This is a genomic window from Neorhizobium sp. T6_25 (genome assembly GCF_002968555.1).
Classification (GTDB): domain Bacteria; phylum Pseudomonadota; class Alphaproteobacteria; order Rhizobiales; family Rhizobiaceae; genus Neorhizobium.
Map to the genome: position 1 here is coordinate 127,057 of NZ_PVBL01000004.1, position 23,511 is coordinate 150,567.

Consider the following 23,511-nt stretch of genomic DNA (forward strand, 5'->3'; position numbering starts at 1 on the left):
CATTTTTCCGTAACGACAGAAGTCTTCGCTCAATCCGTAAGCGTCAGGATCAGCGGCCCGTTGCGGGTCGCGACGATCGTATGCTCGTATTGCACGGTAGGTGCCTTGGGATCGCTGTAGAGCGTCCAGGGATCGCCATTGCCGCCGTCCTCGGCCCAGTTGGCGCCGAGCGACAGGAACGGTTCGACGGTGAAGACCAGCCCGTCTTCCATCGAACGCGTCTCATGGCGGTCCGGCCAGGTCGGGATTTCCTTCGGCTCGTCGTGCAGCGTCAGCCCTATGCCGTGGCTCGAAAGATTGGTGATCAACGTATAGCGGTTCTTCTTGGCGAAGGTCCCGATCGCATTGCCGATGCCGGAAAGCGGCTTGCCGGCCTTCACCTGCTGCAGGCCGGTCCAGAGTGCGCGGCGACCGTCGCGGCAGAGTTTTTCGATCTCGCGCTTCACCGGCGGCACGGCGTAGGAAGAGCCCGTATCGCCGAAGAAACCGTCCTTGACCGCCGACACGTCGATGTTGACGAGGTCGCCCGCCTGGATCACCCGGTCGCCCGGAATGCCGTGGGCGACTTCCTCGTTGACGCTGATGCAGGTGGCGCCCGGAAACTGGTAGCAGGTCTCCGGTGCCGATTGCGCGCCGTTGTCCTCCAGAAACTTGCGGCCGATCGCGTCGAGCTCCCGGGTGGTGATGCCCGGCTCCAGTGCCTTTGCCATGGTCTCCATCGCCTGCGCGCAAAGCCTGCCGATCTCCTTCAGCTTGGCCAGTTCGTCTTCGGTGGAGATAACCATGGTCTGCCTAACGTCCTAACGCGTCCTGTCTCGATCAGGCGCCGGTTTCGCGCCATCGGCCGAGCCCGTCAATTCTTTTCTGACGACCCCAGTTCTTTTCTGACCAGCGGCGCCACTTTCGTGCCGTAGAGTTCGATGCCGCGCATCACCTGGTCGTGCGGCATCGGACCGATCGCCATCTGCAGCAGGAACCGGTCCATGCCGAACACCTTGTGGGCGGCGATGATCTTTTCGGCCACCAGTTCCGGCTCCCCGAGGAAGAGATTGCCGAGCGTCGAGCGCGCCTCGTCGAAATGCGCCCGGTTGGTCGGACCCCAGCCGCGTTCGCGGCCGATGCGGTTCATCACCTCCGCCTGCGGGCCGTAGAACTGGTCGGCAGCCGCCTGCGTCGTATCCGCGATGAAACCATGCACGTTGATGCTGGTCTTCAGCTTGGCCGGATCCTGGCCGGCGCGGCGGGCGGCCTCGCGGTAGAGGTTGAAGAAGGGTGCGAAGCGCGGATATTCGCCGCCGATGATGGCAACCGCGAGCGGCAGGCCCATGGCCCCTGCCCGCGCCACCGATTGCGGCGTGCCGCCGACGGCGATCCAGATCGGCAGTTGCCTCTGCAGCGGGCGCGGATAGACGCCGCGGCCGTTGATCGGCGCGCGCTTCTGGCCCTGCCAGGTGACGATCTCCTCGTCGCGGATGGCGAGCAGCAGGTCGAGCTTTTCGGTGAACAGCTCGTCATAGTCGCCGAGATCGTAGCCGAACAGTGGATAGGATTCGATGAACGAACCGCGGCCCGCCATGATCTCCGCTCGCCCGTTCGAAATGAGATCGACGGTCGAAAACTGCTGAAAAACCCGCACCGGATCGTCGGATGAGAGCACCGAGACGGCGCTGGTCAGCCGGATGTTTCTGGTGATCGCGGCTGCCGCGGCAAGCACGGTGGAGGGCGACGAGACCACATAGTCGGGGCGGTGGTGTTCGCCGAGCCCGAACACGTCGAGCCCCACCTGATCGGCAAGCGCGATCTCCTCCAGCAAATCCTTGATCCGCCTTGCGCCTTCCGCGCCCTTGTCCAGTGCCGCGGCATCGACATCGCCAAAAGTATGAAGCCCGAGTTCCATCTTGCAAAAATCCATTCGTTGATGCCGTCAGATAGTTATCGGGCGCGTTTGGCGCAAATGCTATTCTTTCGAAGGGAACGTTCGATGGAATGGATGGGTGCGGGTGCGACGGTCGTCGCCTGCGCCCCGACTTGGCAACCTGCACGGGACTACGAGATATTCGACACAAATATAGGTTCAGATTCTAAGAAAATGGTAACCCATCCGGCATATTCTTCCCGGCCAACAGGAACAATAGTTTGGGCAAGTCGAATGGATGACGGCACCGAGAATCGGCCAGACTTAGACGTTCCGAACCTGCAATCATCGAATGATATTCTTATCGTCGAGGATTCCGCCGCCCTTTCGGCCTTGCTGCGGCATCGGCTCGAGCGGGAGACTGCCGGCAGAACCTTTTGCTGTGCGAGCCTTGAGCAAGCCCGCATGCTGCTGGCGGGGCAGAAATTCACCCTGGCCCTGACCGGCCTTAACCTGCCTGACGCGCCCAACGGCGAGATCCTTGCTCTGCTTGCCGAATACGCGGTTCCGACAATCGTCTTCACGGCAACCTGCGAGACGGAAACCACGGTCCGCTACACCGAGCGGAAGATCATCGACTACATTGTCAAGAGCGACAACACGACTGTGGATACAGTCGTCAAGACGGTGAACCGCATCCTGACCAACAACGCCTTTTCCGTTCTCGTCGTCGATGACGCGAGATGGGCCCGCTCCGGTCTGGTCGAGATCATGCAGCGGCAGAACTTCCGTGTCCTCGAAGCCCTTTCCGGCAAGGAGGCCCTGGACATGCTTGCCGACAACCCATCAATCGAACTGGTCATCACCGACTACAACATGCCCGACATGGACGGACACGAGCTGACGAGGCGCATTCGCGCAACCCGGCCTTCGGACGAACTGCGCATCATCGGCGTTTCGTCCTCGTCCGACCGCGGCCTTTCCGCAAGCTTCCTGAAGGCCGGCGCGTCGGATTTCGTGTACCGTCCCTTCGTCCCGGAAGAGCTGCAATGCCGCATCGACAACAATGTCGAAACGCTGACCCAGCTGAAGCGGCTACGTTACCTGGCGGAGCGAGATCATCTGACGGGCCTCGCAAACCGCCGCTTCTTCTTCGAGAAGAACCCGCCCCTGGAGCCTGCACCGGCAAACGACGCGGTGGCCATCCTCGACATCGACCATTTCAAATCGGTCAACGACACCTACGGCCACGAGGCCGGCGACCAGGTGCTCAAGCGTCTTGCCAGCACCCTCAGGGAGATGACCATCGACAAGCGATACCTCGCCGCCCGCCTCGGCGGCGAAGAGTTCGCAATCTACATGAAGGATACCAACGCCTTCCAGGCCCATTCCTTCTGCGAGCAGGTACGCACGCGCGTCCAGGCCACCAGCATCCCGGTGCAGGACAAGGATATATCGGTGACGATCTCCATCGGCGTGATGGAGATGGAGGAGCGCGAGACCTTCGGCAACCAGCTCAACGCCGCCGACCAGCTTCTCTACATGGCGAAAAAGAACGGCCGCAACCGCGTCTATTCGAGCCTGACGATACCGGAAGCGCTGATCCCTCAGCCACCGGAACCGCAGGAACCCCGTACCCGAGTGACCCGGCGCCCCGGCACCCGGTGAATTGCCAAACGAAGTTCGAATCCGTTTTCAAAGACTTACGGCAGCCTTTTGAATCGATTTCGAAAGCGCCTTGAGGCAAAGCCGCCCGAGCTTCGGCCCGGGCGGCGGCTCATGCTTCAGAACGTCTTGGCGACCTCTTCGAGCTGGTCGGCGACGATGCCCCAGCCGACCGTGAAACCCATCTGTTCGTGGGCCTGCTTGTCTTCTTCCGTCCAGTGATAGGCCGTTGCCGTGTATTTCGTGTGGCCGTTGCCGAGGTCTTCGAATTCGACGACCGCGGTCATGAACGGCTTTTCCGACGGCACCCAGGCGCTCGTATAGGCGTCGGTGAAGACCAGCTTCTTGTTCGGCACGACTTCCAGGTAGATCCCGTAATTGGGGATCTTTTCGCCGTTCGGCCCTTCCATCAGGATGAAGCTCGAACCACCGGCACGAACGTCCATCCGGGCCTCCGTCACTTTCCACGGCTGCGGGCAGAACCACTCGCCCATGCGTTCCGGCGTGGTCCAGGCCTTGTAGAGCTTGTCGGCCGGCACGTTCATTTCGCGGACGATCTGCAGGGCGTGCTTGGCAGTGTTGGCGGTCATTGTCTGTCTCCCTTGAGGTTTTACAAAACATCTCATCCGATGCTGAACTTAGGACGTTTGACGGGCACGATATCCGACAAGTGTCATGGATTTTTTTCGGCTCATAGGCCAGATATCCTGGGGAATGGGATGGCAGGCATTGGGAGGGGAACCGTGACCCAGTTCAGATTCGAGGCCGAAGTCATCCACTGGCGAGGTCCCTCGCCCTTCTTCTTCGCGCCGCTTCCCTTGGACCATGCCGAGGAAATCAGGCGGCTGTCAAAGCTTCTGACATATGGATGGGGCGTGATCCCGGTCGACGCGACGATCGGCGGAGTTTCCTTCTACACGTCGCTGTTTCCGAAGGACGAGACCTATCTCCTGCCTCTGAAGGACGCCGTGCGGAAAAAGACCGGCATCACGGCCGGCGACCTGATTTTGGTCGGGATGACGCTACGGCCCCCGCGGCGGTAGCCGAGCCTGGCTCGCTCGCCTACTCTGCCAGCGGCGTCACCGCGCCGAGCTTGTCGATCTGCTGGCGGATATGGGCGCATTCGGCGGCGGAATTGGCAAGCGCGATCGCCCGGTCGAAGGCCTCGCGGGCTTCGCGCCGTTGGCCGGCCTGCATCATCAGCCCGCCCTTGACCCCGTGGAAATAGAAATAGCCGTCGAGCTTGTCGGCAAGCGGTGCGATCATCTCGAGCGCCGCCTCCGGTCCTTCGAGCTTCGAGACCGCGACAGCCTTGTTGAGGGTCACCACCGGCGATGGCTGGATCCGTTCCAGCAGGCCGTAAAGCATGGTGATCTCCTTCCAGTCCGTATCCTTGGGCGTCGCGGCGCGGGCATGTAGCGCCGAGATCGCCGCCTGCACCTGGTAGGCGCCGGGCTTGCGGTGCCGGATCGCCTTGTCGAGCAGCGCCAGGGCCTCGTTGATCAGCTTGCTTTCCCAGCGGCTGCGGTCCTGGTCCTCGAGAAGCACGATCTGGCCGTCCTTGTCGATGCGCGTTCTGGCACGCGAATGCTGCAGCAGCATCAGCGCCAAAAGGCCCATGATCTCCGGCTCGGCCGGGAAGATGCGCAGCAGCAGCCTGGCAAGCCGGATCGCCTCGTCGCAGAATGCAGCGCTGTCGGGATTGGTGATGCCGGCGGAATACCCCTCGTTGAAGACCAGATAGATCATCGACGAGACGATGCCGAGCCGCTCTGTCCGTTCCGAAGGTCCCGGCGTCTCGAACGGCACGCCGGCCTTGGCAACGCGGGCCTTGGCGCGGGTGATGCGCTGTTCCATGGCGCTGTCGCCGACGAGGAAGGCCCGGGCGATCTGCGCGACGCTGAGGCCCGAGACGATCCTGAGCGCCAGCGCAATCTGCTGGGTCGCCGGCAGGTCCGGATGACAGCAGATGAACATCAGCCGCAGGATGTCGTCGCGGTAGTGGGAATTGTCGAGCCGGTCGGCCATATCGCCCTCGGCGTCGGACAGATCGGAAAAGGCCTCCTCCTCCGGCAATGGATCGTTCTTGGAGCGCTTGCGGACGACGTCGATGCCGCTGTTGCGGCCGACGAAGATCAGCCAGGCGGCAGGATCGCGCGGCGGCCCCTTGTCCGGCCAGGTTTTGATGGCGCGCAGGCACGCCTCCTGGAAGGCTTCTTCGGCGGTATCGAGATCGCGGAAGTAACGAAGGAGCGCGCCGAGCGCCTGCGGCCGGGCCGCCGTCAACGCAAGATCGATCCATGCAATGTCTGTCATGTCTTGGTCTCGCTATTCTTGATCTCGCCGGGATGGAAGACGTAGAAGGGCCGGATTTCATAGGAGCTGGAGCCGGGATTGACCGCCGAAAGCTCCTTCGAGAAGGCGACCGCTTCTTCCAGCGTCTCGACATCGAGCGTGTAGAAACCGAGCAGCACTTCCTTGGTTTCCGCAAACGGCCCGTCGAGCACCAGCGGCTCCTCCTTGCCTTTTCGCACCGTGGTGGCGGCGGTCGTCGGCATCAGCCGCCCGACCGGGCCGAGCTTGCCGGCCTGTGCGTAAGGCGTCTGCACCTCGATGAGCTTCGCCATGACGGCATCCTCTTCCTCCTTGGACCAGGCGAAGACGGTTTCCTCATGGGCGTAGCAAAGGATGGCGTAAAGCATGCGTAGCTCCTTCTCCTAATGAAGACGAAGGATTAGCGCGGGTGCCGACAGGGCGCAGCAATTTTTTGTTGGATCAGCGCCGTCCGGTCGGGCTGGTGCCGAACGTTTCGCGGAAGCGGCGGGAGAAATGCGACTGCGAGGCATAACCCGCCGCCTCCGCCGCCGCGATGCTGGACGCGCCTGAGGCAATTGCACTGTGGGCCGCCTTCAGGCGCTCGCGGCGCAGAATGGCGCGAAAGGACGTGCCCTCAGCCGTGAGATGACGGCGCAGCGTCGAGGCGCCGATACCAAGCTCTCCCGCCATGTCGGAGACGCTCCAGGGTTCGGAGGGTGCGGTGGCGATCAGCCAGGCGACCTCTTCCGAAAGGCTCTGGCGAAACAGCGCCCGCGCCTCCGGCAGCGGCCTGAGCAGCGCCAGGACCTCGGTCAGCCTCAGGCGCTTGATCGTTTCACTGACCGCCCCGTCGGTGACCGCTGCCGCCGCATGGCAGAGCGCTTCCACGAGATCTTCGCCGAGCGGGATGCCGAACGAACCCGCCTCGCCGCCTTCCAGTCGCTCCGTTGCCGAAAGCGGAGCAATCCCCTCCGGCAGCGAGGGAACATCGAGGCGCAGCGCGACGTAGAACCCGGTCGTCTCGTCGGGAATGTTGATGACATCCATCGGCACCTTGCCCGGCAGGACGAAGACGGAGCCCGGCGGGAAGGCATGCGTCCGGTCGCCGAGCCAGATTTCCTTCTGGCCGTAGAGCACGATGCCGATCATCGGATCTTCGAGCTCCAGCGCCTTCACCTTTTCCCGGTCGAAACAGCAATAGATGAACAGCTGCTCCGCATAGGCGTTCATGCCGGGCTTCAGCCGTCCCGACACCATAGGGCGCAGGCGGTCGAGCAGGCGGCGGGAAAGATCGGGCAGGCGCTGGGTGACGATCAGGTTCATCGCCGCACTATAGCGGAGGATGCCAGTCGAAAAATACCCCAGCCGAGCGTTTCGGGCTCAAGCCGGCAAAAATCCGGCCCTGACGGAGCATGGAACGGGGGCAGAAGGCGGTGGCTTCAACGCAGGAGACTTTTGATGAAGACCCTAGCCACTCTTTCCACCCTTGGCGCTTCCATTCTGGCCGCAGGCGCCGGCCTCCTCACCCTGTCCAGCTCCGCCCAGGCCGCAGCCGATCTCGAACTCTGGCGGCTCGATTGCGGCTCGGTCGTGGTCAAGGACCTGTCGAGCTTTTCCGATACGTTCGCTTATAAAGGCGAAAGCCGCACCCTGACCGACAGCTGCTACGTGATCCGCCACGGCGCCGATTACCTGCTTTGGGACACCGGCCTGCCGACCGCCCTGATCGGCAAGGCGCCGGACCTCTCGCAGCCGCTGGCACCGTCGCTCAGCGTCGACATCCCGACGCAACTCGCAAAGATCGGCATCAAGCCGGACCAGATCGGCATCGTCGGCATCAGCCATAACCACTTCGACCATATGGGCCAGGCAGCGACGTTTGCGAAGGCAACGCTGATGATCGGCGCCGCCGACTGGGAAAGCCTGCACGAAAATCCCCTGCCCTTCGGGGTCGTGCCGGCGCTCGTCCAGCCCTGGATGGACGGCAAGGCGAAGATCGACCCGGTCTCAGGCGATCGCGACGTGTTCGGCGACGGTTCGGTGATGATGCTGGCCATGCCCGGTCATACCAAGGGCGAGACCGCGCTGCTCGTCAAACTGCCGCAGAGCGGACCGGTGCTGCTCTCCGGCGACGTCGTACATTTCGAAGAGCAGATCGGAAACAACGGCGTGCCGCCCTTCAACATCGACCGGGCCGAAAGCCTGGCCTCGATGGAGCGCATGAACGGGATCGCCAAGCAGCTGAACGCAAAGCTGATCATCCAGCACGACGCAGACGACGTCGCCAAGCTGCCGGCTTTCCCCGCCAGCGCCCGCTGACTTCGATGAGATCGCCACTGGCGCATCGCGCGCCGGTGGCTATATTCCGCGGGAACAAAAACTCTGCCTCCCAAGGAACCCCGATATGGCCGACCTTTCCGCCTTCCCGATCACCTCCAGATGGCCCGCGCAGAACCCGGACGTGCTGCAGCTCTATTCGACGCCGACGCCGAACGGCGTCAAGGTTTCGATCATGCTGGAGGAAATCGGCCTGCCCTACGAGCCGCATTTCATCAATATCGGTGCCGACGAGACCTGGGGTCCGGAATATCTGTCGCTCAATCCGAACGGCAAGATCCCTGCGATCCTCGATCCGCACGGTCCCGGCGACAAGCCGCTGGCGCTGTTCGAGAGTGGCGCAATCCTCGTCTACCTGGCGGAAAAGACCGGCAAGCTGATGTCCGCCGATCCGGCCAGCCGCTACGAGACGATCCAGTGGGTGATGTTCCAGATGGCGGGCGTCGGGCCGATGTTCGGCCAGCTCGGCTTCTTCCACAAGTTTGCCGGCAAGGACATTGAGGACAAGCGCCCGCGCGACCGCTACGCCAAGGAATCGCACCGCATCATCCGCGTCATCGAAACCCGGCTCGAAGGCCGCGACTGGATCATGGGCGACGAATATTCGATCGCCGACATTGCCATGCTCGGCTGGGTGCGCAACCTGATCGGCTTCTACGGCGCCGGCGAATTCGTCGAATACGACCAGCTGAAGCGCGTACCGGAATGGCTGGAGCGCGCGCTGGCAAGGCCTGCGGTCCAGCGGGGCCTGGATATTCCGAAACGTCCGGCCTGATCGAACGCCGCAGCGGCAGCATTCCGTCGAGAAAATGGAGATAGAAACATGCCGAAACCCACTCTCACCATGGAAGGCGGATGCCGCTGCGGGCAGGTGCGGCTAAAAATCAGCGCACCGCCGATCCTGACCATGGCCTGCCACTGCACCGGCTGCCAGAAGATGAGCGCCAGCGCCTTCTCGCTCTCCGCCGCGATCCCTTCAGAAGGGTTCGAGGTGACGCAAGGCGAGCCGGTGATCGGCGGCCTGCATGGCAGCGACGCCCACCACTACCACTGCCCGCATTGCAAGAGCTGGATGTTCACCAGGCCGGTCGGCATGGACTGGTTCGTCAACCTGCGTCCGACCATGCTCGACGACGCGCAATGGTTCGCGCCCTTCATCGAGACCTATACGTCCGAAAAGCTGCCCTGGGCGACGACGCCGGCCGTGTATTCCTACAAAACCTTTCCGCCGATGGAAGCCTATGAGGGCCTGGCGAAGGAATTTGCGGGACGGGACTGATTTTTCGCCGCCCCCTGTCGGAATCCCCATCCCTCCTTCGTCCTTGTATCGTCCGGCATGGACGAGAATGATCCGAACAAGGAGGGAAAATCATGGATACGAATGCCCAGACGAACGACAAGCAGGCGCAATCGCCCGTCCGCGGCGGCGTGGTCGCCTATCTTCAGCTCGACGGCGCGATGAAGGCTGCCGAGTATTACAAAAAGGCCCTCGGCGCCGAGATCGAGTCCTTTCATCCGGTGGATGACCAGGGCCGCACGATGCACATCCATCTCTATATAAACGGCAGCTCGGTGATGCTCTGCGACCCCTATCCGGACTACGGCCATCCACTCGAAAAGCCGCAGGCCTTCACCATGATGCTGCCGGTCGACGATATCGATTTCTGGTGGAAACGCGCCGTCGATGCTGGCATGACGGTGGAAACCGAGTTGCAAGTGATGTTCTGGGGCGACCGCTACGGCCAGGTCCGCGACCCCTTCGGCGTCGCCTGGGCGATGAACGCGCCGGTGAAGGGCTGACCTCCACGAAAACCGGCACGCCGCCGGTGATCCGGCGGCGGGCTCTATCGGCCTATCGCACTACGAAGCAGCTGATCGCCTTTGCCTGCAGGACCGAGCAGGCCCGCGTGGCCGAATCGCCATCCGGAAAACCGACGAAACGGGCGCGGTAGATTTGCTTGCCGCCGTCGGCAGAACTTTCGACGCTCGGCGTGACGCGGCCATACCCCTGGGCGAGCAGCGGCACTGCCTTTTCGAGCAGAGCGGATGCCTGATCGCGGTTGGCGGCTGCGGCGATCTGGATGCGCCAGGCCGAGCCCGCCGGCTGCGGGGGCGTCATTGCCTGAGACGACGCGGTCGGGGATGGCGCAGCGTTCGGAACAGTCGCCCGGGGCGTCGCATACAGGTTGGCGATCGCGGTCTTGGGCGTTACGCCGAGCGTGATCTCCTTGCGCGGAGAAGGCGTCGCAAAGGCGAGCGGCAGCGTGTCTTGGGCCGGTCGTTTCTGGGTCTCGAACGCCACCAGACCGCCGGATGCCGCATTGTTGCCGGGCACGTAGCGGTCGAGAAGCGCCGCCATCTGGTCGTCGCGCTTGCGGGCGCTCTTGCCGCCCATCACCACGCCGATCACCCGCCGGCCGTCGATGGTGACGGCGCTGGCGATATTGTAGCCGGAAGCGTTGGTAAAGCCGGTCTTGACGCCGTCCATGCCGGGATAACGGTACATCAGGTTGTTGTGGCCGCGCAGGCGCTTGCCGCGGAACTCCATGTTCCTGGCGGAAAACAGCTGGTATTCCCGGGGAAAGTCGCGGATGAGCGCGAGAGCCAGCTGGGCCATGTCGCGGGCCGTCGTCACCTGGGAGTCGTCCGGCAGGCCTGACGCATTGCGGAACACGGTGCGGCTCATGCCGAGCGCGCGGGCCTTCCTGGTCATCATCTCGCCGAAACGGTCTTCCGAACCGCCGAGATAATCGCCCATCGTCGCAGCCGCGTCGTTGGCCGAACGCACGATCATGCCGTTGACGGCCTCGCGAACGGTAATTGTCCGACCGGCGGGCACACCGAGTTTGGAGGGGATCTTGGACGCGGCATTCGGTGTCATCGGGATGTCCTCATCCCATTTGAGACGGCCTTCGCGCAGCGCCTCGAAAGTCATGTAGAGCGTCATCATCTTGGTCAGCGACGCCGGATGGTTGATCTCGTCGGCGTTTTCCGACGCGAGAACCTTGCCGCTCTTCACATCATAGATGAAATGGGCGTAGCCGGCCTCGGCCGTACGGCTGACCGCCAGAGAGGCGCCAAGCACCAAAATGAAAGCCAAAATCTGCTGAATTCGAAACATGCCGCCCTCTCTAAGTCGCCGGCGAAGATAAGGCAACGAACATGGTGCGAAAATGACGCATTGCGGATTTAAATCTAATTTTAACAAGATGGTTAATTGAAAATAAGGACTTAGGCATTTGTCAGCGTCCTCCTGACAGCATCCTTCCAGCCGCGAATCTTGGAGGCACGGGTCTTTTCGTCCATCTGCGGCTCGAATCGCCGCTGACGCGCCCAGCTTTTCGCGAACGCCTTTTGGTCGGGCCAGACGCCCGCCTTCGAGCCGGCGAGCCAGGCCGCCCCGAGCGCCGTCGTCTCGAGAATGGTTGGCCGGTCGACAGGAGCATCAATCAGATCCGAGAGCCGCTGCATCGTCCAGTCGGAGGCGACCATGCCGCCATCGACACGCAGCACCGTGCTGCCGTTGGCGTTGCGCCAGTCCTTCTGCATCGCGTCGTAGAGGTCGCGGGTCTGGTAGCAGACCGCCTCCAGCGCGGCGCGGGAGATTTCCGCAGGCCCGGTCGCACGCGTCAGGCCGAACATGGCGCCGCGCGCCTCCGCATCCCAGTAGGGTGCCCCAAGCCCCGTGAAAGCGGGCACCAGGTAGACTTCCTGCTGAGGATCGGCTTCTTCCGCCAACTCACCGGTTTGGGAAGCCCTTTCGATGATGCCGAGCCCGTCGCGCAGCCACTGCACGGCGGCGCCCGCGATGAAGATGGAGCCCTCCAGCGCATAGGTCGTCTCGCCGTTCAGGCGATAGGCGATGGTGGTGAGCAGCCGGTTCTTGGAGCGGACCATGTCGGCGCCGGTATTCAGCACCGCGAAGCAGCCGGTGCCGTAGGTGGATTTCATCATGCCCGGCTCGAAACAGGCCTGGCCGATCACCGCCGCCTGCTGGTCTCCGGCAACGCCAAGGATCGGGATCGCCGCGCCGAACAGGCTTTCGTCGGTGATGCCGAATTCGTCGGCGCAATCCTTGACCTCCGGCAGCATGGCGGCGGGAATGCGCAGGATTTCGAGAAGATCCTCGTCCCAGCGGTTATCGGCGATGTTGTAGATGAGGGTGCGCGAGGCATTGGTCGCGTCGGTGACGAAGCTTTTCCCACCGGTCAGGCGCCAGATCAGGAAGGTGTCGATCGTGCCGAAGCAGAGCTCGCCCTTGGCCGCCCTCGCCCGCGCGCCCTTGACGTTGGCGAGCATCCAGGAAAGCTTGGTGCCGGAAAAATAGGGATCAAGCAGCAGACCGGTGCGGCGGGTGAACAGCTTTTCGAGGTCCTGGCGCTTCAGCTTTTCGCAATAGCTGGCGGTGCGACGGTCCTGCCAGACGATGGCGTTGTGGATCGGCTTGCCGCTCTCGCGTTCCCAGACGACGACCGTCTCGCGCTGATTGGTGATGCCGATAGCGGCAATCTCGGACGCCTGGAGCTTGGCCTCCTTCAGAGCCTGCTTGATCGCCCAGAGCACGGTCTCCCAGATCTCTTCCGGATCATGCTCGACCCAGCCGGATTTCGGGAAGATCTGGGTGAATTCCTTCTGGCCGATGCCGGCGATCCGCATGTCGCCGTCGAACACGATCGCCCGCGTCGAAGTCGTCCCCTGATCGATCGCCAGAACATAACCCGCCATGCCGCTCCTCCCAGTCCATGCAATGCGCCCGGACGGTTTGAGCAGAAGGAACGAAGGAGTGTCAAACGGAAATGGAGAGTCATTGAAAAAGGGGACACGCTGTTTGCGTGCCCCCATGGCAGAAGTCGCCGGCAGAGATCACCGCGATTTTTGGTAAAGCTTCTGGGCGATCTCGAACATTTCCTCCGGCGCGTAGTCCGGCGTGAATGCGGAGGGCACTCCGACGAGCTGGTGGATCTTGCCGCCCTCCGGCATCCCGTCGACGACTTCGAGTTCGCCGGGCGGGTCGAGCGGCAGGGCGACTTCGCCATTGCCCCAGATGCCCGCCATTTCCTGGTAGTCGCCCGGGCTGAACGTGTAGAGGCGCCGGTGAGAACCTTCGTCCAGATATTTCTGGCATTCCGGAATGTTGGCGAGCGGAATGTTCGGCGTCGGCAGGAATTTCTCGATCTCGACGCCGGTGATCTTCTTAAGCGCCAGCGCATAGGCATGCGCGTGAACCGAGCCGCGGACGAGAAGGTAACCGCACACTTCGCGGCCGGTCGGGTCGGAAAGCGTTTCATAGACGCGCAGCTTGTGCAGGCGGGCTCCGCATTCCAGGTGGAAATTGTGGAGCAGATCGAGCACGACATTGCCTGTCGTGGTGATGAAGTCGTTGTTCCAGGAGACGCCGTTGCTGTTGACCGGCATCGCGCCGCCGGCACCCGAGAGGAAGGCGGCCGCAAGCCGGATGTCCTTCATGTCTTCGAAAGGCGCGTCGGAAATGTCCCCGCCGGGCATCGCGTCGCCATCGGGAATGTCGGGGCCGTTGTTGAGCATCGCAACGCCGTTGCTGACAAGCTCGACATGGCCGAGTTCCTCGGCCGTGATGCTCGCGACAAGGCTGTAGAAAGGACGCAGCTTCTCCTTGGAGCGAAAATTGAAGCTCTGGAACATGTAGTTCCCGAGCGTGGACATTTCCCCGTATTTGCCGCCCAGGAGTTCCTGGAGGGCAGCGGCAGCGTTGGGATCGGCCCGTTTGGGCACAGGAAGTTCCGCCTGCAGCTTATCGACGCGCATGAACATAGGATGGTCCTTTTCGTTAGTGGAAGCCGACCTAACCGGACGATCGTCCGAATGTTCCTCGTCCTCTCGACTGAACGTTGCTTTCGCGGCAACGGCGCCCATGACGATGCCGATTGCCAGAACGCGGAATTTGCGCATAACCTGCCGCGATCGTTGCGGCGCACAAGAACGCCGCCCAGGAAGGCTGGATCGCAGGGAGATTTGGGTATGAGCAGAACCGTCGTCGTCACCGGCTCCACAAGCGGCATCGGGCTCGGTGTTGCGAAAGCGTTCGCCGCCGAGGGCGCCAATGTCGTCATCAACGGTTTCGGGCCGGCCGATGCGATCGAGGCGGCCCGCCGCGAACTCGATGTGCTGGGGGCAGGCACGGTGCTTTACCATGGCGCCGACATGACCAGGCCCGCCGAGATCGAGGACCTCATCGCGACCGCCGCCAAGACCTTCGGCACGGTCGACGTGCTGGTCAACAATGCCGGCATCCAGCACGTGGCGAAGATCGAGGAATTCCCGCCGGAAAAGTGGGACCAGCTGATCGCCATCCTGCTGACATCCGCCTTCCACACCATGCGCCATACGATCCCGCTGATGAAGGCGGGTGGCAAAGGCCGCATCATCAATGTGGCATCCGCTCACGCGCTGGTCGCCTCGCCGTTCAAATCCGCCTATGTGGCTGCCAAACATGGTATTTTAGGACTAACCAAAACGGCGGCCTTGGAACTTGCGGAATTCGGGATTACCGTGAATGCGATATGCCCGGGCTACGTGCTGACCCCATTGGTCGAGAAGCAGATCCCCGATACCGCCCGCGAGCGCGGCATCACCGAGGAACAGGTGAAGACCGAGGTAATGCTGAAGCTGCAGGCGACGAAGGAATTCGTGGCGATCGATGAAGTGGCGCAGGCCGCGATCTATCTCGCGAGCGATGCGGCGAGGAGCATTACCGGCACGCATATCTCGATCGACGGCGGCTGGACCGCCCAGTAATTGAACAGTAACTGGCCAATGACGGGACGGGCCAGTAACGGAACACAAAGCCGGCAACGGCGGACGAAGGAGAGAAATGAGCGAAGCCATCCGCTTCATCGTGAATGGAGATGAGGTCACCCTTGGAGATTTCGGACCAACGGAAACCCTTCTCGATTATCTTCGCCTGAGGCGGCGGCTGACGGGTACCAAGGAAGGCTGTGCGGAGGGCGACTGTGGCGCCTGCACGGTGCTGATCGGGCGGTTGACGGAACACGGCCTGCGCTACGAAAGCGTCAACGCCTGCATCCGGTTCTTAGGGTCACTGCACGGCACCCATGTGGTGACCGTCGAGCACCTGGCCGGCCGCGACGGCGCGCTGCATCCTGTGCAGCAGGCGATGGTCGACTTCCACGGCTCGCAATGCGGTTTCTGCACCCCCGGCTTCGTGATGTCGCTCTATGGCCTGTGGCTCTCGAACGGCACGCCGACGCGCGCCGATATCGAAAGCGCGCTGCAGGGCAATCTCTGTCGCTGCACCGGCTATGAGCCGATCGTCAAGGCGGCCGAGCATATCTCCGTCAACCGGCCGAGCTCGCTCTTCGATCCGCTGGAGCGCGACCGTATCCAGATCATGGCGAAACTCTGGGGCATCCATTCGGGCAACGACACGACCATCATCACCAAGGATGGCGCCCGCTCGATCGTGCCGGCCTCCGTCGCCGCCTTTGCCGATATCCTCGCCGACGAACCCGAGGCGACGATCGTCGCCGGGGCGACCGATGTCGGATTGTGGGTCACCAAGCAGATGCGGCTCCTCAACCCGGTGATCTTCATCAACCACCTGACCGAGCTGCAGTCGATCACGGCGGATGAGACCGGCATCACCATCGGCGCCGGCGTCAGCTATACTCAGGCCTTCGACGTGCTCTCCGACGAAATCCCCGCCTTCGGCCGGCTGATCGATCGGATCGGCGGTTGCCAAGTCCGCAACATGGGCACGATCGGCGGCAACATCGCCAACGGTTCGCCGATCGGCGACATGCCGCCGCCGCTGATCGCGCTCGGCGCCGAACTGACGCTGCGCTCCCATTCCGGCCGCCGCACCATCGCCCTCGAGGACTATTTCCTGAGCTACGGCAAGCAGGACCGGCTGCCGACCGAATTCGTCGAGAAGGTTTTCGTGCCGCGCCCGGCAGAGGGCAGCCATTTCGCGGTCTACAAGATCTCCAAGCGCCGGGACGAGGACATCTCGGCGCTCTGCGGCGCCTTCCATCTCGTGCTCGATGCCGACGGCAAGGTCGAGACCATCCGCATCGCCTTCGGCGGCATGGCGGCGACCCCGAAACGGGCGAAACACGTCGAGGACGCGCTCCTCGGCGAGGTCTGGAGCTGGGGTGCCATCTCGGCCGTGCGCGACGCGTTCGAGCAGGACTACCAGCCCCTCACCGACTGGCGGGCGAGCGCGGAATACCGCAGCCTCACCGCCCGCAACCTGCTCACCCGCTTCTTCCTCGAAACCGCCGGAGCGCCGGCGGAACTCCGCCGGTTCGAGCCGGAGGAGGCGTGATGGACAAGACCACGTTCGATACCAAACCGATCATCAACGGCCGCATGCATGTGTCGCTGAAACATGATTCAGCACACAAGCACGTCACCGGAACCGCCGAATATATCGACGATATTCCGGAACCCTCAGGTACCCTGCATGGCGGCCTCGGGCTTGCCGACCGGGCGCATGCGGAAATCGTCTCGATCGATCTTTCGGCTGTGAAGAGCGCACCCGGCGTCGTCTGGGTGATCACCGCGGAGGACATTCCGGGCTTCAACGACGTCGCCTCGACCGGCCAGCACGACGAGCCGCTGCTGGCGACCACCAACGTCCAGTTCCACGGCCAGATCATCTTCGCCGTCATCGCCGAGACCCGCGACCAGGCCCGCCGGGCGGCAAAGCTCGCAAAGATCGAATACCGCGACCTGCCGCACTGGACCGATATCGACAGCGCCCGCGAAAACGACGCGCCTTATGTCGTCGAACCGATGACGCTGAAGCGCGGCGAGCCGGAAACGGAGATTGAGAACGCGCCCCTGCGGGTCCAGAACCACATGTATATCGGCGGCCAGGAGCATTTTTACCTGGAAAGCCAGATCGCGTTCGCCATCCCCGGCGAGGACGACGAGGTGATCGTCTGGTCCTCCACCCAGCATCCGAGCGAGGTGCAGCACATGGTGGCGCATGTGCTGGGCGTCGCCAACAATGCGGTGACCGTGCAGACCCGCCGCATGGGCGGCGGTTTCGGCGGCAAGGAAACGCAAGGCAACCAGTTCGCGGCACTTGCGGCGGTCGCCGCCAAGAAGCTGAGGCGGGCTGTGAAATTCCGCCCCGACCGCGACGAGGACATGTCGATCACCGGCAAGCGGCACGATTTCCGCGTCGACTACGACGTCGCCTTCGACGAGGAAGGCCGTATCCACGCGGTCGACGCGATCTATGCGGCACGCTGCGGTTTTTCCGCCGACCTCTCCGGCCCGGTCACCGACCGCGCCCTCTTCCATGCCGATTCCAGCTATTTCTACCCGCATGTGCGCCTGACCTCGCAGCCGCTGAAGACCCATACGGTCTCCAACACCGCCTTCCGCGGTTTCGGCGGGCCGCAGGGCATGCTCGGCGGCGAACGGATCATCGAGGAGATCGCCTATGCGGTCGGCAAGGACCCGCTCGATATCCGCAAGCTGAACTTCTATGGCCAGCGCGGTTCGAACCGGACGATGACGCCCTACCATCAGGACGTCGAGGACAATATCATCGCGAAGATTGTCGACGAGTTGGAAACCTCGTCCGAATACCAGGCCCGCCGACAGGCGATCCTGGAGTTCAATTCGCATAGCCCGGTGATCCGCAAGGGCATCGCCCTGACGCCGGTGAAATTCGGCATCTCGTTTACCATGACCGCCTACAACCAGGCGGGCGCCCTGGTGCATATCTACAATGACGGTTCGATCCACCTGAACCACGGCGGCACCGAGATGGGCCAGGGCCTCTATACCAAGGTGGCGCAGGTGGTGGCCGATACGTTCCAGGTCGATATCGACCGGGTAAAGATCACCGCAACGACCACGGCCAAGGTGCCCAACACCTCCGCCACCGCCGCCTCTTCAGGCACCGACCTCAACGGCATGGCCGCCTATGACGCCGCCCGCCAGATCAAGGAACGGCTGATCGATTTTGCCATGCGGCAATGGAAGGTCGGCCGCGACAAGGTCGAGTTCCTGCCGAACCGCCTGCGGATCGGCGGCGAGATCGTGCCCTTCGACACGTTCATCCGGGCTGCCTATTACGACCGCGTGCAGCTGTCGGCCGCCGGCTTCTACAAGACGCCGCGCATCCACTGGGACCGCAAGGCAGGCCGCGGCCGGCCGTTCTACTACTTCGCCTATGGCGCCGCGGTCTCGGAAGTGTCGATCGACACGCTGACCGGGGAATACATGATCGAGCGCACGGACATCCTCCACGACGTCGGCAAGTCGCTCAACCCGGCGATCGACATCGGCCAGGTTGAAGGCGCGTTCGTGCAAGGCATGGGCTGGCTGACCACCGAGGAACTGTGGTGGGACGACAAGGGGCGCCTGCGCACCCACGCGCCTTCCACCTACAAGATCCCGCTCGCCTCCGACCGGCCGAAAGTGTTCAACGTCAAGCTCGCCGAATGGGCGGAGAATGCCGAGCCGACCATCGGCCGCTCCAAGGCCGTCGGCGAACCGCCCTTCATGCTGGCGATCTCGGTGCTCGAAGCCCTGTCGATGGCGGTAGCGAGTGTGGCGGATTATTCCGCCTGCCCGAGACTCGACGCGCCGGCGACGCCGGAACGGGTGCTGATGGCGGTCGAGCGGCTGAAGGCGATGTGATGGCTCGACAATTGCCCCTCACCCTAACCCTCTCTCCGCACGCGGGGCGAGGGGACGTGCCCAGCGCAACGCTGCAGTTGGACGAGGGCGGCGCGGCATTTGTCCTTCTCCCCGTCCAGACGGGGAGAAGGTGCCGGCAGGCGGATGAGGGGCACGCACCCCGCCATGCCTGACCTCTCCTTCCCCACCTTCATCACCACCCACCCACACACAATCCTCGTCGAGATCCACGAGGCGAAGGGCTCCACGCCCCGCGAAGCCGGCACGTTCATGCTGGTCGCCGACAACGCGATCTGGGGGACGATCGGCGGGGGGCAGTTCGAATATATGGCGATCGACAATGCCAGGGCGATGCTGTCGGGCGGTGGCGAGGCGGTGATGGATATTCCGCTCGGGCCGGAGATCGGCCAGTGCTGCGGCGGCCATACCCGGCTTGCCTTCCAGCCGTTGACGCCGGAGCTGGCGGAAGCGCTGGAAAGGCGCCTGCGCGACGAGGAAGACGACCGACCGGCGGTGACCCTGTTCGGATCGGGTCATGTCGGCCAGTCTCTCGCAAGGGCGCTGACACCCCTGCCCTTTGCGGTGACCGTCATAGAGACCCGCGCCGAAGCGCTGGAAGACCTGCCGGCCGAAACGGAAAAACACCTGACCGCGATGCCGGAAGCCTTTGTCGAAAAGATTCCCGCCGGCGGCGCGGCGATCATCCTCACCCACGACCATGCGCTGGATTTCCTGATTGCCCAAAAGGCACTGGCACGCACCGACCTTGCCTATGTCGGCATGATCGGCTCGCGGACCAAACGCGCCACCTTCGCCAACTGGCTGAGGCGCGAGGGCGGCGGCGGTGACATGCTGCCCCGTCTCGTGCTGCCGATCGGCGGCACGACGGTCAGGGACAAGCGACCGGCCGTGATCGCAGCACTCGTCGCCGCCGAATTGCTGGAAACTTACGCCGCGCGGCAGGCGCAGACCTCAAAGCGGCAGATCCCGACCGCCTGAGCGCCGTTTCCCGTCCCAGAATGCCACCTCACGGCTTTGCGGCCCGGCTTCCGGGAGCGCGACATCGCCGCGCAGCTCGTCCGGCAGTGCCGGGATGCTTGGACCCGCGGGCTGCAGGAGCCTGTGGAAAAACCGGCCGAGCTGCCGCCAGGCGGACACCGGGCGGGAGGATTTCAAAGGCAACGGATAGGCGTCCGCGGACAGCATGGTTGCTCCACATCGACAGGAAAGGATTATTTGGTTGCAACCATCAATGGAGCCGATTGCCGGGAAATTCCAATTCAAATACAGTCGGTCGCGATCAAGAGAACTTATCGATGAAATTATCACGCCGGTTTCCGCTGAATGCACTTCGGGTCTTCGAGGCCGTCGCGCGCCTGGAAAATTTCACCCGTGCCGCGGAAGAACTCGGCATGACCCAGACGGCGGTGACCTACCAGATCAAGCTCTTGGAGGATTTTCTCGGCGACACCGTTTTCCTGCGCCGCCCACGGGCGCTGAAACTCACCGAAACGGGTGAAAAGCTGCTTCCGAAGGTGGCGGAGGCTTTCACGCTGCTGACCGAGGCGGTGCAATCGACGCGGAACGGCATCGAGGAAACGCTGGAAATCCACTCGCCCCCATCGTTTGCCGCGCAATGGCTGTCGCCGCATCTCCACATTTTCAAGGCCCTGCACCCGCAAATCGAGGTCCGCCTGCTGCGCCAGATGGATAACAACGACCACCATAGTTCGGCCGATATCACGATCTGTATCAGCGCCCGGCCATCCGACAGGTTGATCAGCCATCCTCTCTTTCGGCTCAACTACGCGCCCATGCTGTCTCCGCGACTGGCGGAAAGCGTGGGTGGCATCCGGGAGCCTTCCGATCTTTTGAAACTGCCCTGGATCACCGACACCCGTGACGGGTGGCACGAATGGTTCGAGGCGGCCCACATCGACCCGCATCAGATCCGGCACACCAGCCTCAACGCCCTTGGCGCGCTCGATCTGGAGGCAAGGGCTGCGATATCCGGCCATGGCGTGGCGATGCTGAGCCCCTTCCTCTTCCAGGAAGATCTGGCATCCGGCCGCCTCCTGCAGCCCTTCGATATCTGCGTCGGCGAGGGCAAGACCTATTGGCTGTGTTACCCGCCGGCGCGGCGAAATGCGGCGAAGATCACGGCCTTTGCGACCTGGATCCAGGCGGCGCTCGCCGATGACCTCGCGGCCACGGGCGCAAATCGGATCGAGGCGATCTAGCAGGCGCTACCGGATCTCGGTGGCTTGTCCGGCGCACCACAGCCAGCGGTCCGCCTGTTTGCGAAACATGTAGAGGGCGCGATAAAGACCGCCGGACCGCTCGTCCCGGAACTCGAATTCGTCCTCGCAATCGAGCACGACGGCGAGGACAGGTTCGAATGGGACAATCCGCACCACGGTCGTCTCCTGCTTCAGGAAACGCAGGCCCGTTTCGGAACAGTACCGGTCCAGATACTGATGGCGGTCGCAGACCTCGCCGCGCGCATTGATATAGGTGAATTCCTCGTCGAGCAGCGCTTCCAGGTCCGCCCTCGATTGCCGCACGAGGGCGGAAGCCTTCGCCTGCAGGAGACCGGCGATGTGATCGAGGTCAGAGGGCCGGGCCATTCAGAATCCTTCAAGCGATCGAGGCAGGCTCCAGGCGGCCCGCCGCGAATAAAGCGGGCCGATGGCTGCTCGTCAAGCAGACCAGCCCGCCACCTGCCGCATGCTCAAAAATTCCGCTGCGAATAGAGGAGCCTTGCCGCGTGGAAGGCGCCCTCGTCCTGCGGGCCGCGCTTGTCGCGACCATCGAGCAGTCCGAGGTCCCGTTGCCAGGATTGCGGCATCTCTTCCAGATCGAGACTGTTGCGGCGGACAGCCAGGCGGCGGCGAATGGCAGCGGCAATGCCGAGCTTGGGGTAAAACTGCTCGAACGGCCGGTTGAGGATCGAAAACATCTCTTGCCTCCAACGGGATACCCCGTTTTCATTTGATGATTGTGGAGGTAGATTGCGCGCCAAAGCCTCGGTAATCCAATCGAATTACCGTCTGCACGGATCAAGAGACCTTATCCATGAAAATGTCGAAACAGTTTCCGCTGAATGCGCTTCGGGTGTTCGAAGCCGCTGCCCGGCTGATGAGCTTCACCCGGGCCGGCGAGGAACTCGGGCTCACCCAGACGGCGGTGAGCTACCAGATCAAGCTTCTGGAGGACACGCTCGGCGAACAGCTTTTCCTGCGCCGGCCGCGGCAGGTCTCGCTGACGGAAGCGGGGGAGCGGCTGGCGCCGAGGATCACCGAGGCTTTCGCGATCATGGGCGATGCGCTCTCCACCCTGCACGATGCATCGGAGGGCACGCTGATCATCCATTCGACGGCGACCTTCGCCTCGCGCTGGCTGGCGCGCCATCTGGGCACCTTCCAGCTCGAAAACCCGGGCATTGCCGTCAGGCTGGAGACATCGCAGGAGATGATCGATTTTTCGCGGGCACAGGCCGACATTGCGATCCGCAGCGGCAAGGGTGAATGGCCGGGCCTGCGCGGGCATTTTCTGATGCGCAATCATTTCACGCCGATGCTGAGCCCGGATTTCGCCGCCACGATCGGCGGCGTGAAGACACCGGAAGACATCCTGAAGCTCAGGATCATCGATCCCGGCGATCCCTGGTGGCCGGTCTGGTTTGCCGCAGCCGGCCTGCCGGAGGTCGATCTCACCGGTCGGCCGGTGAGCAGGTACGGGGCGCAGGCCTTCGAGGCCGCCGCCGCGATCGCCGGCCAGGGGGTCGGGATCCTGCAGCCGGAATTTTATGCCGACGATATCGCCCTCGGGCGGCTGGTTCAGCCTTTCGACATCCTCGGCTATGACGGCAGCGATTATTGGCTCGTCTACCCGGAAGCCCGCAGGAACTCCAAGAAAATCCGTGCCTTCCGCGACTTCATGCGGAAAACCATGCCGACGTTCCGGGACTAGCAGTCAGTTTTCTATCCGCCGCTTTGCTGGACGGAAAACTGGCTGAACATTGCACTTGTCCGGTGGCTGCTTCTAGTAGCTCATATCCGGGGCGTAGAAACAGCGCAGCGTATCTTCGGTTGGGTAGAGGCACAGATGATATTCTTCGTCCTGGCTCCGCCTGGCCTGGCTCTGCGGCAGCTTGAAATCATGCGGGCGGGTGATCAACCGATGATCGCCGGGACCCAGGATGATCTCGTAGCCGCCGTCGATGATCTTGACGTTTTTGGTCGAGATCATCTGGCAATCGCCGGTATGGTTGTCGCCGTTGCAGCAAAAGCCATCGTATTTCCACGTCGAGCCGTTCGAACCGTGAGCCTCGTGGGCACTGGCCGAACCGACATAGACGCAGGACGCGTATGCAATCATCACACCTGTCAGAATACCACGCATGAGCTTAGTCTCCGTTGATGAATGCCCCCACCACCGGCTCAAACCGCACGCAATACCAAGCTTTCACCGGCTGACTTGCAATTGTCATAATACTCGAGTCGCGTTACCCGGCCTAACCCTCATTTATTGCGATGCACAAGTGAGCATATCCTACTATTGTAATCTAAGAGATTGCGGGGGCGAACTGGAAGCGGCGGCCACAGTTCCCACCGCGGACAAAAATGTCCCAGGCCATCCCCTCTTCCCTTGGGGAAGTTTTTTCCTCAGAGTGACGA

General features: G+C 62.8%; 25 protein-coding genes. 12 read left to right on the plus strand and 13 right to left on the minus strand.

The window, feature by feature from the left end; genetic code table 11:
- Nucleotides 1-29 precede the first annotated feature (29 nt).
- Together map and C5L10_RS07070 are read right to left on the minus strand one after the other, a co-directional pair.
- Nucleotides 30-785, minus strand: coding sequence for a type I methionyl aminopeptidase (gene map, locus C5L10_RS07065; RefSeq protein ID WP_105429063.1), 756 nt, complete (start codon nucleotides 783-785; stop codon nucleotides 30-32).
- A 68-nt stretch (nucleotides 786-853) separates the two neighbouring features.
- Complete coding sequence (locus C5L10_RS07070) at nucleotides 854-1,897, minus strand: LLM class flavin-dependent oxidoreductase (RefSeq protein WP_105429230.1); 1,044 nt, start codon at nucleotides 1,895-1,897, stop codon at nucleotides 854-856.
- Nucleotides 1,898-2,149: 252 nt separating this feature from the next.
- Between C5L10_RS07070 and C5L10_RS07075 the strand changes: the two genes are divergently transcribed.
- Complete coding sequence (locus C5L10_RS07075; RefSeq protein WP_046666603.1) at nucleotides 2,150-3,523, plus strand: diguanylate cyclase; 1,374 nt, start codon at nucleotides 2,150-2,152, stop codon at nucleotides 3,521-3,523.
- Between the two features lie 116 nt (nucleotides 3,524-3,639).
- Here the strand turns inward: C5L10_RS07075 and C5L10_RS07080 are convergent, their stop codons facing one another.
- On the minus strand, nucleotides 3,640-4,110 hold the full coding sequence (locus C5L10_RS07080; protein ID WP_105429064.1) for an SRPBCC family protein: 471 nt from the start codon (nucleotides 4,108-4,110) through the stop codon (nucleotides 3,640-3,642).
- 153 nt (nucleotides 4,111-4,263) lie between these two features.
- Here C5L10_RS07080 and C5L10_RS07085 point away from each other — a divergent pair, with 153 nt between their 5' ends.
- On the plus strand, nucleotides 4,264-4,563 hold the full coding sequence (locus C5L10_RS07085; protein ID WP_245282773.1) for a DUF1905 domain-containing protein: 300 nt from the start codon (nucleotides 4,264-4,266) through the stop codon (nucleotides 4,561-4,563).
- A gap of 19 nt (nucleotides 4,564-4,582) precedes the next feature.
- On the opposite strand, the gene C5L10_RS07090 is transcribed toward C5L10_RS07085, so the two are convergent.
- The 3 genes from C5L10_RS07090 to C5L10_RS07100 all read right to left on the minus strand — a co-directional run bounded on the left by C5L10_RS07090 (nucleotide 4,583) and on the right by C5L10_RS07100 (nucleotide 7,159).
- The gene (locus tag C5L10_RS07090) at nucleotides 4,583-5,836 is read right to left on the minus strand and encodes an RNA polymerase sigma factor (protein ID WP_105429065.1); all 1,254 of its coding nucleotides are present in this window, start codon (nucleotides 5,834-5,836) and stop codon (nucleotides 4,583-4,585) included.
- Nucleotides 5,833-6,222 carry a YciI family protein gene (locus C5L10_RS07095; RefSeq protein WP_105429066.1) on the minus strand — a complete coding sequence of 130 codons (390 nt, stop codon included), beginning with the start codon at nucleotides 6,220-6,222 and terminating at the stop codon, nucleotides 5,833-5,835. The genes C5L10_RS07090 and C5L10_RS07095 overlap by 4 nt, the downstream gene beginning before the upstream one ends.
- A 73-nt stretch (nucleotides 6,223-6,295) precedes the next feature.
- Entirely contained in the window at nucleotides 6,296-7,159 is an 864-nt protein-coding gene (locus C5L10_RS07100; RefSeq protein ID WP_105429067.1) for a helix-turn-helix domain-containing protein, read from the minus strand.
- A gap of 135 nt (nucleotides 7,160-7,294) precedes the next feature.
- Between C5L10_RS07100 and C5L10_RS07105 the strand changes: the two genes are divergently transcribed.
- The 4 genes from C5L10_RS07105 (at nucleotide 7,295) to C5L10_RS07120 (ending at nucleotide 9,973) form a co-directional block, all read left to right on the plus strand.
- Nucleotides 7,295-8,155, plus strand: coding sequence for an N-acyl homoserine lactonase family protein (locus tag C5L10_RS07105; protein ID WP_105429068.1), 861 nt, complete (start codon nucleotides 7,295-7,297; stop codon nucleotides 8,153-8,155).
- An 85-nt stretch (nucleotides 8,156-8,240) separates the two neighbouring features.
- The gene (locus C5L10_RS07110) at nucleotides 8,241-8,948 is read left to right on the plus strand and encodes a glutathione S-transferase N-terminal domain-containing protein (protein ID WP_105429069.1); all 708 of its coding nucleotides are present in this window, start codon (nucleotides 8,241-8,243) and stop codon (nucleotides 8,946-8,948) included.
- 48 nt (nucleotides 8,949-8,996) lie between these two features.
- Complete coding sequence (locus tag C5L10_RS07115; RefSeq protein WP_105429070.1) at nucleotides 8,997-9,452, plus strand: GFA family protein; 456 nt, start codon at nucleotides 8,997-8,999, stop codon at nucleotides 9,450-9,452.
- 92 nt (nucleotides 9,453-9,544) lie between these two features.
- Nucleotides 9,545-9,973, plus strand: a complete 429-nt coding sequence (locus tag C5L10_RS07120) for a glyoxalase/bleomycin resistance/extradiol dioxygenase family protein (RefSeq protein WP_046635474.1) — start codon at nucleotides 9,545-9,547, stop codon at nucleotides 9,971-9,973.
- A gap of 52 nt (nucleotides 9,974-10,025) precedes the next feature.
- On the opposite strand, the gene C5L10_RS07125 is transcribed toward C5L10_RS07120, so the two are convergent.
- The 3 genes from C5L10_RS07125 to C5L10_RS07135 all read right to left on the minus strand — a co-directional run bounded on the left by C5L10_RS07125 (nucleotide 10,026) and on the right by C5L10_RS07135 (nucleotide 13,963).
- Nucleotides 10,026-11,285, minus strand: coding sequence for a D-alanyl-D-alanine carboxypeptidase (locus tag C5L10_RS07125; RefSeq protein WP_105429231.1), 1,260 nt, complete (start codon nucleotides 11,283-11,285; stop codon nucleotides 10,026-10,028).
- Nucleotides 11,286-11,404: 119 nt separating this feature from the next.
- Nucleotides 11,405-12,898, minus strand: coding sequence for a glycerol kinase GlpK (gene glpK / locus C5L10_RS07130; RefSeq protein WP_046635473.1), 1,494 nt, complete (start codon nucleotides 12,896-12,898; stop codon nucleotides 11,405-11,407).
- Nucleotides 12,899-13,036: 138 nt separating this feature from the next.
- Nucleotides 13,037-13,963 (minus strand): manganese catalase family protein, encoded by a 927-nt coding sequence (locus C5L10_RS07135; protein ID WP_046666851.1) that lies wholly within the window; start codon nucleotides 13,961-13,963, stop codon nucleotides 13,037-13,039.
- A 207-nt stretch (nucleotides 13,964-14,170) separates the two neighbouring features.
- Here C5L10_RS07135 and C5L10_RS07140 point away from each other — a divergent pair, with 207 nt between their 5' ends.
- From C5L10_RS07140 to xdhC, 4 genes are all read left to right on the plus strand, one after another.
- Nucleotides 14,171-14,947, plus strand: a complete 777-nt coding sequence (locus C5L10_RS07140) for a 3-hydroxybutyrate dehydrogenase (protein WP_105429071.1) — start codon at nucleotides 14,171-14,173, stop codon at nucleotides 14,945-14,947.
- A gap of 76 nt (nucleotides 14,948-15,023) precedes the next feature.
- The gene (gene xdhA, locus C5L10_RS07145; RefSeq protein ID WP_105429072.1) at nucleotides 15,024-16,496 is read left to right on the plus strand and encodes a xanthine dehydrogenase small subunit; all 1,473 of its coding nucleotides are present in this window, start codon (nucleotides 15,024-15,026) and stop codon (nucleotides 16,494-16,496) included.
- Nucleotides 16,496-18,832 carry a xanthine dehydrogenase molybdopterin binding subunit gene (gene xdhB, locus C5L10_RS07150; RefSeq protein WP_105429073.1) on the plus strand — a complete coding sequence of 779 codons (2,337 nt, stop codon included), beginning with the start codon at nucleotides 16,496-16,498 and terminating at the stop codon, nucleotides 18,830-18,832. Before xdhA ends, xdhB begins: the two co-directional genes overlap by 1 nt.
- A 165-nt stretch (nucleotides 18,833-18,997) precedes the next feature.
- The gene (xdhC, locus tag C5L10_RS07155; RefSeq protein ID WP_105429074.1) at nucleotides 18,998-19,831 is read left to right on the plus strand and encodes a xanthine dehydrogenase accessory protein XdhC; all 834 of its coding nucleotides are present in this window, start codon (nucleotides 18,998-19,000) and stop codon (nucleotides 19,829-19,831) included.
- Here xdhC and C5L10_RS07160 read toward each other — a convergent pair.
- Nucleotides 19,805-20,038, minus strand: coding sequence for a hypothetical protein (locus C5L10_RS07160; protein WP_105429075.1), 234 nt, complete (start codon nucleotides 20,036-20,038; stop codon nucleotides 19,805-19,807). The genes xdhC and C5L10_RS07160 overlap by 27 nt on opposite strands.
- A 110-nt stretch (nucleotides 20,039-20,148) precedes the next feature.
- Here C5L10_RS07160 and C5L10_RS07165 point away from each other — a divergent pair, with 110 nt between their 5' ends.
- Nucleotides 20,149-21,072 (plus strand): LysR substrate-binding domain-containing protein, encoded by a 924-nt coding sequence (locus C5L10_RS07165; protein WP_105429076.1) that lies wholly within the window; start codon nucleotides 20,149-20,151, stop codon nucleotides 21,070-21,072.
- A gap of 6 nt (nucleotides 21,073-21,078) precedes the next feature.
- Here C5L10_RS07165 and C5L10_RS07170 read toward each other — a convergent pair whose 3' ends face one another.
- A complete protein-coding gene (locus tag C5L10_RS07170; protein WP_046666617.1) occupies nucleotides 21,079-21,459 on the minus strand; it encodes a nuclear transport factor 2 family protein in 381 nt (126 codons plus the stop codon).
- A 104-nt stretch (nucleotides 21,460-21,563) separates the two neighbouring features.
- Nucleotides 21,564-21,791, minus strand: coding sequence for a hypothetical protein (locus tag C5L10_RS07175; RefSeq protein WP_105429077.1), 228 nt, complete (start codon nucleotides 21,789-21,791; stop codon nucleotides 21,564-21,566).
- A gap of 116 nt (nucleotides 21,792-21,907) precedes the next feature.
- On the opposite strand from C5L10_RS07175, the gene C5L10_RS07180 reads away from it, so the two are divergent.
- Complete coding sequence (locus tag C5L10_RS07180) at nucleotides 21,908-22,804, plus strand: LysR substrate-binding domain-containing protein (RefSeq protein ID WP_105429078.1); 897 nt, start codon at nucleotides 21,908-21,910, stop codon at nucleotides 22,802-22,804.
- A 72-nt stretch (nucleotides 22,805-22,876) separates the two neighbouring features.
- Here the strand turns inward: C5L10_RS07180 and C5L10_RS07185 are convergent, their stop codons facing one another.
- Nucleotides 22,877-23,236, minus strand: coding sequence for a hypothetical protein (locus tag C5L10_RS07185; protein ID WP_105429079.1), 360 nt, complete (start codon nucleotides 23,234-23,236; stop codon nucleotides 22,877-22,879).
- Between the last annotated feature and the right edge of the window lie 275 nt (nucleotides 23,237-23,511).